The sequence below is a fragment of the Bacillus sp. REN16 genome (assembly GCF_020731355.1).
Classification (GTDB): domain Bacteria; phylum Bacillota; class Bacilli; order Bacillales; family Bacillaceae_L; genus Ferdinandcohnia.
In genome coordinates, this window is the sequence record NZ_JAJFZK010000004.1 from 315999 (window position 1) to 330327 (window position 14329).

The window sequence follows — 14329 nt, forward strand, 5'->3', positions numbered from 1 at the left end:
GAAAAAATATTTGGCTTGAAGGGAGTTTATCATGAAGGAAGGTTCTAAAGCTTTAAACGTAAGAGAACTGATTGCTCAAAATAAAAGCAATCAAAGCATGAACACTTTAATTGAAAAAGCCATTCCAAAAGGCTTGCTTTTGATTGCGATTATCTCCATTTTAACGACAATTGGTATTGTCTTTACTCTTCTTTTTGAAACATTCGAGTTTTTTAAACGTGTACCGTTTCTTGACTTTTTTACCGGTACCGTATTAAAACCCCTAGGCGAAAATGCCCAATTTGGGGTATTACCTCTATTAACAGGAACGATTATATCATCGGCCATAGCCATGATAGTCGCAATACCTATCGGTTTGATGTCTGCCATTTATTTAAGTGAATATGCTTCAGATCGTGTTAGAAAGATTTTAAAACCGATCCTTGAAATTCTTGCTGGTATTCCGACGATTGTGTATGGATTCTTTGCTTTAACGTTCGTGACACCTCTTTTACGATCTATTTTTCCTGGTCTTGAACCGACAAATATCCTTAGTCCAGGTATCGTAATGGGAATCATGATTATTCCAATGGTTGCATCTCTATCAGAAGATGCGATGAGCTCAGTGCCAAATGCGATGAGAGAAGGCGCGCTAGGCTTAGGCTCAACGAAACTTGAAGTAACCTGGAAGGTTGTCATACCTGCTGCGATGTCTGGAATCATTGCTTCATTTGTACTAGGCATTTCTAGGGCAATCGGGGAAACAATGATTGTTACGATTGCAAGTGGAAGCTCAAAGAACTTTACAGTTGATATTACCCAATCAATGCAAACAATGACCTCTTATATTGTAGAAGTAAATGGCGGCGATGCAGCTGCAGGGACAACAATTTATTACAGCCTATACGGGGTAGCAATGACATTATTCGTTTTTACATTAATCATGAACATGCTTGCTCAATATATTTCTCGCAAGTTTAAGGAGGAATATTAAGAATGAAATATGTAGATGCAGCTCAGGTGCAAAAGACTTTGAAAACAAGGTTAATGACAAATAAAATTGCAAAAACAATCTTTTTCATCTCAATCATGTTTAGTCTAGTCGTTTTGTTAATTTTATTTTATCGGGTTATCTCCCAAAGTCTTGGTTGGATCGACCTTCAATTTTTAACAAGCAAACTATCTACCGTAGCTGAAAACGCGGGAATTATGGGCGCGCTCCTTGGGACGCTTTGGTTAATGATTGTAGTTGCACCAATCACACTTTTTCTTGGTGTCGGAACAGCGGTTTATCTTGAAGAATACGCGAAAAAAGGCCGCCTTCAACGTTTTATTCAAACGAATATTTCCAATCTTGCGGGCGTTCCATCAATCGTTTTTGGAATTCTAGGATTAACCGTTTTTGTTCGTGGCCTTCATTTAGGCAATATTGTTCTAGCGGGCGGACTGACAATGTCTTTATTAGTCCTTCCAATTGTGGTAGTAGCTAGTCAAGAAGCGATTCGTGCAGTTCCGGGGTTTCTTCGTGAAGCTTCCTATGGAATGGGTGCTACCAAATGGCAAACCATTAAAAATGTAGTATTACCTGCTTCATTACCTGGAATTTTAACAGGAGTTATTTTGGCACTTTCTAGAGCAATTGGAGAAACAGCTCCACTTGTAGTTCTTGGAATACCGGCACTATTAATTCCACTCCCAGATAGTATTTTTGACAAGTTTACAGTAATGCCAATGCAAATTTATTATTGGACACTCGATTCTGCTCTAGTTGCTGAATATGCCAATCTTGCTGCTGCAACAATTGTGGTTCTGCTAATTGTTCTATTTTTAATGAATTCCATTGCAATCATGATCCGAAACAAGTTCCAAAGTAGATTTTAAACTTATTTAAGGGGAGAAACACAAACAATGACATTAAATGTTATGACTAATAAAAATATAAATATTGATCAAACAGATAAGAAAATTGTTTATGATACAAGGGATTTAAATCTTTGGTATGGGGAAGACAATGCGTTAAAAAATATTAACTTTCCAATCTACGAAAACGAAGTCACGGCGATTATTGGACCTTCGGGATGTGGAAAATCAACTTATATTAAAACATTAAACCGAATGGTTGAACTTGTACCCATTGTACGAATTTCTGGAGAGATTTTATATCGAGGGAAAAATATTTTTGATAAATCCTATAAAGAAGAACAACTTCGAACTAAGGTTGGAATGGTTTTCCAAAAGCCAAATCCGTTCCCAAAATCGATTTACGACAACATTGCCTATGGACCTCGAATTCACGGGATCCGAAATAAAAAGATTTTAGATGAAATTGTGGAAAAAAGTCTGCGTGGAGCTGCGATTTGGGATGAGGTAAAAGACCGTCTTCATGAAAATGCATATGGTCTCTCAGGTGGTCAGCAACAAAGAATTTGTATTGCAAGGTGTTTAGCAATTGAACCTGATGTTATTCTAATGGATGAGCCAACTTCAGCACTTGACCCGATTTCAACATTGAAAATTGAAGAACTCATGCAAGAACTTAAGCAAAATTTTAGCATTATTATCGTTACACATAACATGCAACAAGCAGCACGTATCTCTGATCGAACTGCATTTTTCCTGAGTGGAGAAATCATTGAATATGCAAAAACAGATAAAATGTTCTCAAACCCATCCGACAAGCGGACAGAAGACTACATCACAGGTCGTTTCGGGTAAGAAATAAAAAATAATTAAAGGGGAGTACGATATGTCCATACGCACGACACTAGATAAAGATTTAGATCGACTTAAAGAATTACTCATTGAAATGGTAAACTTATCAAAAATAGCGGTTGAAAAATCAGTCCAATCACTTGCAACTCAAAATCTCGAAATGGCTGAGCAAATCATTCAAGAAGACCAAAAGATTAACGACCTTGAAGAAGAAATCAACAATTTAATCATCCAACTCATCGCCCAACAACAACCGGTCGCATCTGATCTTCGTGCGATTATCGCCGGATTAAAAATCTCAAACGATGTCGAACGAATCGGCGATCTTGCTGTCAATATTGCAAAATCCGTTATCCATATCGGAGACGGACCGCTCATCAAGCCAATTGTGGATATTCCTAAAATGGCGGAAATGGCCTTGAATATGTTAAATAACGTAATCAAAGCATATATCGAGAAAGATATTGAACTAGCAATCGAAACGGCTAAGGAAGATGATGAGGTCGATGCTTTATACGGTAAAACCATAAAAGAGCTACTCGAATTAATGCCAAGCAAACCTGATGCATTCAATCAAATTTCGCAGCTTTCTTTTGTTTCCCGTAATATTGAACGGATAGCCGACCATACGACAAATATGTCTGAGCATATCATTTATATGGTTAAAGGAAAAAATGTTGATTTAAATGCATAGAAAAGACTCAAGCCTGTTTGATGGCTTGAGTCTTCTTATGCAGTCAAATAGTAAATAGCCCCATAAACAATGGTTGACAGGATGATTCCGATTGCAATTCCACGTAATAAATATTTATCCATTAGATGAGCCCCATTTTCTTTGCCTGCTCCAGAATGAGTCGAACTTCTTCAACCGGCAAATTTGTTCTCTTACCGATCTCCTCGTAGCTTAACCCTTTATCATATAAAGATAAAATTGAGGAATTCGATAAAGACATGGCACTTGTTTGCGGCGGTCCCTCATAATCGATATCATTTGTGAGTAATTCTTCCTCGAGGACTTTCACTTTTTTCTTAATAAGATACGTTTCCTGAATGACAGAAAGGGAAAGTTGATCAATTTCTTCTTGCACCTTTTTAATCCGGTCTTTTCCATAAAAGGAAATGATAAGAAGAAGTATTGCAATACCTAATAGAATCATAAATGCGTATTCCATATCTTCACTCCATTCCATTACTAATCTTATCCTAACTTACAAACGTGGACAACATTTTGTATACGTTGAATATGTATTTTAATATAGTATTTAGAAATTCTAATTTCATAAAAATAGCACTGGAATTTTGATTAGTTAAGTGGTATGATGGTTAAGTCTGATTAAAGCTTTAAATGTTTGGAGGGAAATGACCATGCGTGTTAAAATCACTTTAGCTTGTACTGAAACTGGTGATCGTAATTATATTACAACTAAAAATAAGCGTAACAACCCTGACCGTCTTGAAGTTAAAAAATATAGCCCAAGACTAAAAAAGGTTACTCTACACCGTGAAACAAAGTAACAGTAGGAAGCAATTTCCTGCTGTTTTTTTTATGTATATAATAGAAGTAAGGACAAGGGGAGGCGAATAGCTTGAAAACGAAACAGGACATGAGAAAAGATATGAAAGAAACTTTACGTTCGATAGAGAAAGCCACTTTACATAAATGGTCACGGGATATAACAGAACAAGTTCTTTCTTTGCCCGAATGGGTAAATGCAAAGACAATTGGTATCACGATTTCTGGAGAATTAGAGGTTAATACGAAATATTTGATCGAGAAAGCGTGGGAAACAAACAAACGTGTGGCTGTCCCAAAGTGTCATCCAAAAACTAAATCGATGACATTCCGTGAAATAACCTCATTTTCACAACTTGAAGTGGTTTATTATGGATTAAAAGAACCAATTGAAGATGAAACACAAGAGGTTTTACATAATGAAATGGATGTATTATTTGTACCGGGCCTAAGCTTCGTTGCAAACGGATATCGCCTAGGACATGGTGGCGGGTATTATGATCGATATTTAATGGAATATCAAGGGAATACCGTTTCCTTAGCTTTTCAAGATCAGCTAGTTAATGAAATACCAGTTGAGCCTTTCGATATTCCTGTTCAGAAAATCGTGACAAACACTAAGGTTATTGAAACCCATGATTAATCTATCAATCCAAATACTTGCTTCAATTGTCGTGGCAGCAGCGGGATACAGACTTAAATCTTTAACATTTAGCGGGGCTATCGGGACGATCATAATAGGAAGTGCTGTGTCGATTGGCTTTGGGTATCGTGGATTACTTTTATTAGGAGTCTTTTTTGCAAGCTCGAGCTTATGGAGTAAATTCAAAGCTAAAAATAAAGACAATCTCAAAAATAAAGTGGCAAAAGGAGAACAACGGGATATCATCCAAGTCTTCGCCAATGGCGGCGTCGCAGCGCTTGCCAGTCTCCTATTTGTATCGACGGATTCTTTCGTTTGGTTAACCTTTTTTATTGGCTCGATCGCAGCAGCAAACGCTGACACTTGGGCTTCAGAAATAGGGACTCTTAGTAAAAAACAGCCAATTCTCCTAACAAAAATGAAACGGGTTGATGCTGGGACATCAGGAGCTGTTTCCTCATTAGGCACAATTGCTGGCTTCTTGGGTTCATTTCTGATTAGTGCCATTTCATTTTTAGTTTGGCCAGAACTTTCTATTCCTCTGTTGGCAGGAATTACTTTGATCGGTTTTTGCGGTAATTTAATTGATACCATTATCGGGGCAACTATCCAAGTCGTGTATAGATGCTCTGTCTGTGGAATGGAAACGGAAAAAAGGGTCCATTGTGGACAGGAAACAGCCTATCTAAAGGGTTTACGCTATTTCAATAATGATGTTGTGAATTTTATATCAATCCTGCTTGCTTCTGGACTTGGGACATATTTCCTTTCACTATTATAAGGATAAAATGAAAGAGTTAATCAAAAAGTATAGCTAGGAGGGATAAAAATGTTGAGCTTATTGACCCGAATAGCTTTACTTTTTGGAGGGATTTATGCTGTCTACAGATACCGATATCGTATTTTTAATCGCGTATTTGGTAACCCGGCAATCCGACGTATCTTTATCAGTTCGTCGATGAAAATCCCATTTATTCGAAATAAAATGATGCACCAAGCCTTCCGATAGAGAGAAAAAACCCTGTTGAACTTTCATTCAACAGGTTTTTCAATTTTTAAGACAGAAATTTGGTAAAGGTTATAGAAAAACGTTTATAATAAAAGAAACTCGTTGGACAAGGGGGGATTTGGTGTTCAAGCAGGATTATCTTTATTGGAAAATGATTGAGAAGCTTCAGTTAGAGGGCGGCTATCGAATTCTTCAATTATCAAAATCAAATAATGAAATATGGTTGGAGACGACACAAAAAAATAAACCAAGAATTATCCGTATCCTGCGCCATGATTTGGACTGGAGCAATTGGATGCAACGTGATATGGAAATCACAGCAGGAAGGTTAGAACAACTAAGAAAACGCCTATATGTTCGCAAACTGGATGCTTTGAATATTTATATTACGACATTCCCGCCTGTCGACGATTGGAAATTTCGATTACAAGATCCACTTGTTGCAGGTGCAAAAGGTCATACAACTTTACATACGGTTTTAATTGATTCGGAACATTTGGATACTGGATTACAGGAGGTATCTAAGTTTGTTCAGACTGATTTTAAATTGGATGATTCCATCTATATTGATGTCGAAACAATTGAAAGCATAAAACGAGAGGTCATTACGGTTGCAAATAAACGGATCTCAAATGAAAAGCAAGTCTTCCAAAATGGTAAACCGTTTTTTACCTATATCCTTATTGCAATTCAAATAATTATGTTTGCGATTCTAGAATTGCATGGAGGAAGCACAAATACTGAAACCTTACTGAAATATGGGGCAAAGGAAAACTTTCGGATTTTAAATGGTGAATGGTGGCGTTTTTTCTCGCCGATGATTTTACATATTGGATTTATTCATCTTCTAATGAATACCTTAGCGTTATATTATTTAGGGGCAGAGGTTGAAAGGCTCTACGGAAAACTAAGGTTTTTAATGATTTATGTATTTGCAGGATTCGTAGGGAGTCTAGCGAGTTTTGTATTTAATGCAAATATATCTGCCGGGGCTTCTGGTGCTATTTTTGGCTGTTTTGGTGCACTATTGTTTTTTGGTACAGCCTATCCTTCACTTTTTTTTCGAACAATGGGGCCAAATGTAATTGGAATTATTATCATTAACTTAGCCTTAGGTTTTATGATTCCGGGAATTGATAACTCAGGTCATATCGGCGGCTTGGTTGGCGGATTTTTAGCAGCTAGCATTGTGCATTTGCCGAAGCAAAAGGAATTTGCAAAACGATTAGGTGGATTAGCGGCAACAATTGTAACTGTTTGTGCTCTTCTTTATGTCGGATATGTTGTTCAGCCGCATTCTGATAATCCTCAATTTATCGTTCAAACGGCACAGGAATATATTGAAGCAAATGAAATTCAAAAAGCTTATGACGTGCTACTAACTGCCGAAAAACAAGGTACAGATTCACCCGAAGTGTTTTTTTACCTATCCTATACTGAGATTAAATTAGGAAAGCTTGAAGAGGCAAGAGATCATTTGGAAATTGTCACGAACAAAGCACCAAAGATATCTGAAGCACATTATAATCTTGCTTTAGTCTATGTCCAATTACAGGATTATGAACATGCAAAAAAGGCTGTCGAACAAGCAATTAAAGTAGATCCGGAAAACGAAAATTACAAGGAATTAATGAACGAAATAAATGCCATGGAGAATGGCTCATTGTAAAAAGTGTCTCAAACGAGGCACTTTTCTTTATTTTTCCGAATCGGTATGTTTTTCCAGTTTTACGTCAATGATGGATTAGTAGCCTTACAAGTTGCTTTTGTACGTGATTGGAGTGAGTCAGATGGGAAATGAAAAAGAAAAGCCAAAGCATCCGGTCTCAACAAGTATAGAGGAAAATCGAAGCTTTTTAAAAGAAGCCCTTGGTGTAGATAAAAGCTTTGATGTCATCCAACTTGACATGGAATATGCCGGAAAAGAGATGTCCATGTTTTTAATTGACGGTCTAGTCAAAGATGACATGCTGCACCTTCTGCAAAAGTTTCTCGCAAAACAGGATGAAGACACGTTTAAAATAGATGGCTTAGAAAAACTGCTAAAGACGTATATTCCTTATGTCGAAGTTGAAAGTGTCGATGACCTTGATAAGGTGGTTGATATGGTGCTTGCAGGTCCAACAGCGCTTGTTGTTGATGGACTTGAAAAAGTGATCTTAATTGATGCAAGAACATATCCTGTAAGAGGTCCTGCAGAGCCTGATACTGAAAGAGTTGTTAGAGGTTCAAGGGATGGTTATGTTGAAACAATCGTCTTTAATACAGCCTTAACGAGAAGACGAATTCGGGATAAATCATTGCGAATGGAATATATGCAGGTTGGGAGACGTTCAAAAACAGATATCATTGTAAGTTATATTGAGGATATCGCCGATCCTGATCATGTAAAGGAAGTCAAAGATGCAATTTCAAAAATAGATACAGATGGTTTGCCGATGGCTGAGAAAACCATTGAGGAATATATTTCAGGGCGACATTATAATCCATACCCGGTTGTAAGATACACGGAAAGACCTGATACAGCGGCAGCTCATTTATTTGAAGGTCATATTATTATTATGGTAGATGGTTCTCCAAGTGTCCTTATCACACCTACAACGTTTTGGCATCATATGCAGCATGCGGAGGAATATCGGAATAGTCCAGTTACAGGCCTGTACCTTCGCCTAGTTCGCTATATCGGTGTATGGTCTTCGCTCTTTTTATTACCGCTCTGGTATTTATTTGCTATTCATCCTGAATTGTTGCCAGAAGAACTTAAGTTTATTGGGCCGAATGATAATGGCAGATTACCATTGATTTTACAGTTCTTTTTAATTGAAATAGGAATTGATCTATTACGAATGGCAGCCATTCACACGCCGACCTCCCTTGCAACGGCATTGGGACTTGTCGCTGCGATGTTAATTGGACAGGTAGCCGTCGAAGTTGGTTTATTTACAAATGAGGTTATTTTGTATTTAGCAATTGCCGCAATTGGAACCTTCTCAACACCGAGTTATGAGATGGGTCTTGCAAACCGTTTGGCTCGATTATTTTTACTATTAACAACAAGTATTTTTGGGGTAATTGGTTTTGTAGGTGGGATTACACTTTGGATTATTTATCTAGCTCGAATGAAATCCTTTAATGTGCCGTATTTATGGCCGTTTATCCCATTTTCCTATAAAGGATTTAAGGATGTCTTATTCCGTGCACCAATTCCGTTAAAACGAAATCGACCAAAAATCTTGCATCCGCAGGATCCAGATAAATAAAATTTTAGGGAGTGTTCAAACGAGCACTCCTTTTACAATTTCAAGGACTTTTATGATAAAGACTTGCGTGTTCCCCTTTTTTTGAATAAGCTAGATTTATATTGCGGAATGCAGGTGAAAATGTGAAAACAATTTATGATATTCAACAATTTCTAAAAAAATTTGGAACCATCATTTATGTCGGTGAAAGAGTGGCTGATCTTGAATTAATGGAGGCTGAGATCCAAGAGCTTTACAATTCCCAGCTCATTGAAACAAAGGACTATCAAACAGCCATCTTTCTTCTCCGTCAAGAAATCGTATGGGAAACAGAGAAAAGAGCCAAGAACAAATAAATAAAGGAATGGGAAATACATATGGAAAAATTATTGATAGGTATTGATTTAGGTGGTACAACAGTTAAGCTAGCTTTTATTACACAAGAAGGTGAAATTGTCACCAAATGGGAAATTCCAACCGATAAATCAGGGGACAAAATTATTCCCGAAATTGCGGAAGCGATTAAGGTAAAAATGAATGAATTAGGGCTTAAGATAGAACAATTTGCTGGTGCGGGAATGGGAGCACCTGGGCCAGTTCGTTTCGAAGATGGGGTTGTCTATAAAGCAACCAACTTAGGCTGGAAAGAAATGTACCCTTTAAAAGCAGAGTTAGAGGCTTATATCGGTCTACCTGCAGTCGTCGATAATGATGCGAACGTAGCAGCAATCGGTGAAATGTGGAAGGGTGCCGGAGCAGGAGCTAAGAATCTGCTCTGTGTAACATTAGGAACTGGTGTTGGTGGTGGTATTATTTCAAACGGTGAGGTAGTTCGCGGAGCAAATGGTGCAGGTGGAGAGATTGGCCATATCACTTCGATACCTGAAGGTGGTTCACTATGTGGCTGTGGCAAGACCGGCTGTATTGAAACGATCGCTTCAGCGACAGGCATTGCCCGTTTGGCGAAAGAGGCAATCCAAGCTCATAATGAGCCAAGCCTTATTCGTGATCAATTTGAAAAAACGGGTGAAATCACCTCTAAGGATGTTTTTGAAGCAGCAGAAAAAGGGGATCAGCTTGCGAAGAGCATTATTGAAGATGTTACCTACCACCTGGGCTTAGCATTAAGTCATGTGGCAAATGGACTAAACCCTGAAAAAATTGTTGTCGGTGGTGGTGTCTCAAAAGCTGGTGAACAATTGCTGATACCATTAAGAAAACAATTCACACGCTTTGCGTTTCCAAGAGTCGCAGATGTTGCAGAAATTACAATTGCCACATTAGGAAACGATGCAGGTGTGATTGGTGCCGCATATTTAGCAAAAACAAAATTGTCATAAAAATAATCCGAAAGTACTAGAAAAAAGAGATTTCACGACGAAATCTCTTTTTTTACATTTTTGTTAGAAAATTCAAAAGATTATTACTTTTATTTACTATGAAACTTTCTAGTCAACTATTCGTCTTATATGTATATACATAATGTACCTCTATATCAATCTATAAAATTAGGTTGTTTTGATGATTGATTTTTGGTAAAAAACATATTAAGATTATGATTAGGTTTTTTATAACTACCTAAAAATGGAATTCAAATAGTTCTCCGCGGTCTTTAAAACAGGGAGGTATTTTGATGATTAGGTCATCAACCTTATCCAAAACGAAATTCATCTTTTTAGCTGCAATAATGCTTTGGATAAAAACGTATTTCGTATATAAAACTAGCTTTGATATTAAAATAGAAAACTTGATGCAAGAGTTTATTTTACTCATTAATCCATTAAGTTTTTTATTGCTGTTCTTTGGTATTTCCTTTTTTATTAAGGAAAAACACCGTAACAAATTTATTATATTTGCTAGTTTTATATCATCATTCGTATTGTTTGCCAATGTTGTCTTTTACAGATTCTTCAACGACTTTCTGACGCTTCCGGTTCTCTTCCAAACAAGTAATATGGGGGACTTAGGAACGAGTATCACAGGTAACTTGAAGTTCACAGACCCACTCATGTTTATCGACGTGGTCATCTTGATTCTGATTAACAAGTTTAAACCAAGTTTCACTGTTGCTGAAGAAATTACAAAGAAAGAACGAAGATCCTATTTTATCCTAGTTGCTGCGGTGTTCTTTTTTAATCTTGGATTAGCTGAAGCACAGCGACCTCAATTGTTAACTAGAACATTTGACCGTGAAATGTTAGTGAAAAACATTGGGACATACAACTATCAAATTTATGATATCGTCCTTCAATCGAAGTCTTCCGCACAAAGAGCTTTGGCCGACAGCAGTTCATTTATCGAAATAGAAAATTACTTAAAAGCGAATCAAAAGGATCCAGGAGATAAATTTGGCATCGCCCAAGGGAAAAATATCGTCGTCATCTCAATGGAGTCCCTTCAAAACTTTGTCATTAATGAAACCATTGATGGAGAGGAAATTACTCCATTTTTAAATGATTTAATAAATGAAAGCTATTACTTTGACAATTTTTATCACCAAACAGGTCAGGGCAAAACATCTGATTCTGAGTTTTTATTAGAAAATTCCTTGTATCCACTTGGCCGCGGGGCAGTATTCTTTACACATGCGACCAATGAATATACAGCTACACCAGAATTTATTAAGGACTATGGATACTTTTCATCGGTCTTCCATGCGAACAATAAGACCTTCTGGAATCGGGAGATCATGTATGATTCTTTAGGATATGACAAATTTTTTGATGTTGACAGCTATGAAGTAACAGAAGAAAATTCAATTGGTTGGGGCTTAAAGGATAAAGAATTCTTTGAACAATCCATTGACTTGTTAAAATCGCAGCCACAACCTTATTATTCGAAATTTATTACACTAACAAATCATTTCCCGTTTGAGCTTGAAGAAAAGGATCGAATGGTAAATGAATTTGATTCTAACTCAAGAACATTGAACCGTTATTTTCCAACTGTTCGTTTTATGGATGAGTCCATTAAACTCTTTTTCGAGCGACTAAAAGAAGAGGGAATGTACGAAAATACAATCTTTGTTCTATACGGGGATCATTATGGAATCTCAGAAAACCATAATAAAGCAATGGCGCAGTTTTTAGAAAAAGAAGAAATTACACCATTTGATTCCATTCAATTACAAAAGGTACCTCTAATCATTCACATTCCTGGTGTGACAAATAAGAACCCAGAAGTGATTTCAAGGGTAGCTGGACAAATTGACTTAAAACCAACAATTTTAAGCCTTTTAGGAATGGATATACAAAACGATGTTCACTTCGGCAGTGATTTATTTTCAAACGAAAAATTGCCGTTTGTTGTTCAAAGAGACGGCAGCTTTATTACAGAAGACTATGTCTTTACGAAAAATGCCTGCTATGACAAGGCAACAGGTGAGGAGACTGAACTCAGCTTCTGTGAGCCGTATATGAAGAAGGCGGGATATGAATTAGATTATTCTGATGAAATCGTGTATGGGGACCTACTGCGCTTTTATAATGGAACCTCTTATAGCGAACCCGTTCCGGAAGGGTTTGCAGAATAACAAATCGAAGCCTTGGCCAGAGAATGGTCAAGGCTTTTCCAATAGCATGAAGTACATCCCTTTGTTCATAAGTTTATAGAAGGAAGGAACAAGGAGGTTTTTTTAGTGAAGGTAAAAGTCCGCCAAGACGATACGCTTTGGTATTACAGTCAATTGTTTGCCATACCTATACATTTAATGATTGATTCGAACTTACATGTGGATAGTAATAACTTGCAGGTGGGAGCAAACATAAATATCCCTGGATTTATTATAAAATCACATACAATTGTTTCCGGTGATACTTTATGGAAGCTTGCGAAATCCCGGTCACTTTTGGCAGATGCTTTATTTTTAGTTAATCCGGGGATTGAGGCAGAAAATCTAAAAGTAGGGCAAACGATTTTGTTACCAGAGAGAGTTGTGAAGCCAATTGTTAACGGAAATCGACAGTATGATTTTGAAGATATGATAAAGGATATACAGGAATTGCAATCGATTTATCCGTTTCTTCAATCTCGTTCGATTGGAAACAGTGTCTTAGGAAAGGACCTGCTTGAGCTGCAATTGGGTCGAGGTAAAAAAAGAATCCATTGGAACGGCTCTTTTCATGCGAATGAATGGATTACAACAAATGTAATCATGACTTTTTTAAATGAGTATTTGCTAGCACTCACCAATATGGCGCCAATTCGCGGGTTTTATGTGGAACCACTTTATTTGGAAGCATTTCTATCAATCGTCCCGATGGTTAATCCAGATGGGGTTGATTTAGTCCTGAATGGGCCTCCAAACCAGGAGCCGTATAATCATGAGGTTATCCAAATAAACGGTGGAAGCATGGATTTTAAAGACTGGAAAGCGAATATTCGAGGGATCGATTTAAATAATCAATTTCCGGCAAATTGGGAAATTGAAAAGAAACGGAAAGAACCAAAGGCACCTGCACCTCGAGATTACCCCGGGGATGCTCCATTAACTGAGCCAGAGGTCATTGCAATCGAGAAATTAACAAGGTCCTCCAATTTTTCACGAGTATTAGCCTTCCATACCCAAGGAGAGGTCATTTATTGGGGCTATGAAGGCCTGGAGCCACGTGAAGCAGAAACTCTAGTTAAGGAATTCTCAAGGGTTACGGGGTATGAGGCCGTTCGTTTTGTAGACAGCCATGCAGGCTATAAGGATTGGTTTATCCAAGAATGGAGACGTCCCGGGTTTACATTTGAATTAGGTAAAGGGGTTAATCCATTACCGCTTTCTCAATTTGAAGAAATTTATCAGGAAACTCTTGGGGCCTTCTTGGCATCGATGTATATGTAAATATATTCTGTGGAATTCCCCTACATTCAAATGTAGGGGAATAAAATTTTAAATGGCAGGCAATACGATGGGAGCCAAACCTGTTTTTAAACTGATAGTTGTGTAGATATAAAAAGGTCATCCGGACTATAAAATATTTTTTGTTCTTAATTAAGTCCTAATTATTCGTTTTATAGTTCCAATATTCGAAATACTATTGTATAATTCAACTAAATGAAAGAAGTTTACTTTCATTCCTTTTTTTGCATATTATGTTCTCGTTTGAGAACATTTGGGAGGTGGGTAAATTTGTTTAAAAGAAATCAAAAAACGAGGGGGTGTAAAATAGTATATCAATCCGTTTTTAATAGACACACAACAACCAAAATGGTCATTTAAATATTGGTGAAAACAGATGAGTAGG

The 14329-nt window shown here is 37.2% G+C and carries 15 protein-coding genes; 14 read left to right on the forward strand and 1 reads right to left on the reverse strand.

All coding sequences use genetic code 11. The features are described 5' to 3' along the window. The first annotated feature begins 31 nt into the window (after positions 1-31). From pstC to phoU, 4 genes are read left to right on the forward strand one after another with little or no spacing between them, the layout of a single operon-like run. Complete coding sequence (gene pstC / locus LKW28_RS07175) at positions 32-973, forward strand: phosphate ABC transporter permease subunit PstC (RefSeq protein WP_229139659.1); 942 nt, start codon at positions 32-34, stop codon at positions 971-973. 2 nt (positions 974-975) lie between these two features. Then, positions 976-1860 (forward strand): phosphate ABC transporter permease PstA, encoded by an 885-nt coding sequence (pstA, locus tag LKW28_RS07180; RefSeq protein WP_229139660.1) that lies wholly within the window; start codon positions 976-978, stop codon positions 1858-1860. A gap of 27 nt (positions 1861-1887) precedes the next feature. Beyond that, complete coding sequence (gene pstB / locus LKW28_RS07185) at positions 1888-2694, forward strand: phosphate ABC transporter ATP-binding protein PstB (RefSeq protein WP_229139661.1); 807 nt, start codon at positions 1888-1890, stop codon at positions 2692-2694. A gap of 31 nt (positions 2695-2725) precedes the next feature. Further along, the gene (gene phoU / locus LKW28_RS07190; RefSeq protein WP_229139662.1) at positions 2726-3385 is read left to right on the forward strand and encodes a phosphate signaling complex protein PhoU; all 660 of its coding nucleotides are present in this window, start codon (positions 2726-2728) and stop codon (positions 3383-3385) included. 121 nt (positions 3386-3506) lie between these two features. On the opposite strand, the gene LKW28_RS07195 is transcribed toward phoU, so the two are convergent. After that, the gene (locus LKW28_RS07195; protein ID WP_229139663.1) at positions 3507-3881 is read right to left on the reverse strand and encodes a hypothetical protein; all 375 of its coding nucleotides are present in this window, start codon (positions 3879-3881) and stop codon (positions 3507-3509) included. A 175-nt stretch (positions 3882-4056) separates the two neighbouring features. On the opposite strand from LKW28_RS07195, the gene rpmG reads away from it, so the two are divergent. From rpmG to LKW28_RS07245, 10 genes are all read left to right on the forward strand, one after another. Further along, a complete protein-coding gene (rpmG, locus tag LKW28_RS07200) occupies positions 4057-4206 on the forward strand; it encodes a 50S ribosomal protein L33 (RefSeq protein WP_057998762.1) in 150 nt (49 codons plus the stop codon). A gap of 71 nt (positions 4207-4277) precedes the next feature. Further along, positions 4278-4847, forward strand: coding sequence for a 5-formyltetrahydrofolate cyclo-ligase (locus LKW28_RS07205; protein WP_229139664.1), 570 nt, complete (start codon positions 4278-4280; stop codon positions 4845-4847). Continuing rightward, positions 4840-5628 (forward strand): DUF92 domain-containing protein, encoded by a 789-nt coding sequence (locus LKW28_RS07210; protein WP_229139665.1) that lies wholly within the window; start codon positions 4840-4842, stop codon positions 5626-5628. The genes LKW28_RS07205 and LKW28_RS07210 overlap by 8 nt, the downstream gene beginning before the upstream one ends. Before the next feature lie 48 nt (positions 5629-5676). After that, a complete protein-coding gene (locus LKW28_RS07215; protein WP_229139666.1) occupies positions 5677-5856 on the forward strand; it encodes a hypothetical protein in 180 nt (59 codons plus the stop codon). 121 nt (positions 5857-5977) lie between these two features. Next, complete coding sequence (locus tag LKW28_RS23120) at positions 5978-7525, forward strand: rhomboid family intramembrane serine protease (protein WP_229139667.1); 1548 nt, start codon at positions 5978-5980, stop codon at positions 7523-7525. Positions 7526-7646: 121 nt separating this feature from the next. Beyond that, complete coding sequence (locus LKW28_RS07225) at positions 7647-9116, forward strand: spore germination protein (RefSeq protein ID WP_229139668.1); 1470 nt, start codon at positions 7647-7649, stop codon at positions 9114-9116. Between the two features lie 122 nt (positions 9117-9238). Next, complete coding sequence (locus tag LKW28_RS07230) at positions 9239-9451, forward strand: YqgQ family protein (RefSeq protein WP_229139669.1); 213 nt, start codon at positions 9239-9241, stop codon at positions 9449-9451. Positions 9452-9472: 21 nt separating this feature from the next. Next, entirely contained in the window at positions 9473-10435 is a 963-nt protein-coding gene (locus LKW28_RS07235) for an ROK family glucokinase (protein ID WP_229139670.1), read from the forward strand. A gap of 293 nt (positions 10436-10728) precedes the next feature. Next, on the forward strand, positions 10729-12627 hold the full coding sequence (locus tag LKW28_RS07240) for an LTA synthase family protein (RefSeq protein ID WP_229139671.1): 1899 nt from the start codon (positions 10729-10731) through the stop codon (positions 12625-12627). Between the two features lie 105 nt (positions 12628-12732). After that, positions 12733-13926 carry a M14 family metallopeptidase gene (locus LKW28_RS07245; protein ID WP_229139672.1) on the forward strand — a complete coding sequence of 398 codons (1194 nt, stop codon included), beginning with the start codon at positions 12733-12735 and terminating at the stop codon, positions 13924-13926. Positions 13927-14329 lie beyond the last annotated feature (403 nt).

Bases quoted from the DNA above. Each gene is read 5' to 3' on its own strand.
- LKW28_RS07210 (WP_229139665.1), top strand. From the start codon at position 4,840: ATGATTAATCTATCAATCCAAATACTTGCTTCAATTGTCGTGGCAGCA.
- rpmG (WP_057998762.1), top strand. From the start codon at position 4,057: ATGCGTGTTAAAATCACTTTAGCTTGTACTGAAACTGGTGATCGTAAT.
- LKW28_RS07240 (WP_229139671.1), top strand. From the start codon at position 10,729: ATGATTAGGTCATCAACCTTATCCAAAACGAAATTCATCTTTTTAGCT.
- pstC (WP_229139659.1), top strand. From the start codon at position 32: ATGAAGGAAGGTTCTAAAGCTTTAAACGTAAGAGAACTGATTGCTCAA.
- phoU (WP_229139662.1), top strand. From the start codon at position 2,726: ATGTCCATACGCACGACACTAGATAAAGATTTAGATCGACTTAAAGAA.
- LKW28_RS07235 (WP_229139670.1), top strand. From the start codon at position 9,473: ATGGAAAAATTATTGATAGGTATTGATTTAGGTGGTACAACAGTTAAG.
- LKW28_RS07195 (WP_229139663.1), bottom strand. From the start codon at position 3,881: ATGGAATGGAGTGAAGATATGGAATACGCATTTATGATTCTATTAGGT.
- LKW28_RS07225 (WP_229139668.1), top strand. From the start codon at position 7,647: ATGGGAAATGAAAAAGAAAAGCCAAAGCATCCGGTCTCAACAAGTATA.
- LKW28_RS07215 (WP_229139666.1), top strand. From the start codon at position 5,677: ATGTTGAGCTTATTGACCCGAATAGCTTTACTTTTTGGAGGGATTTAT.
- pstB (WP_229139661.1), top strand. From the start codon at position 1,888: ATGACATTAAATGTTATGACTAATAAAAATATAAATATTGATCAAACA.
- pstA (WP_229139660.1), top strand. From the start codon at position 976: ATGAAATATGTAGATGCAGCTCAGGTGCAAAAGACTTTGAAAACAAGG.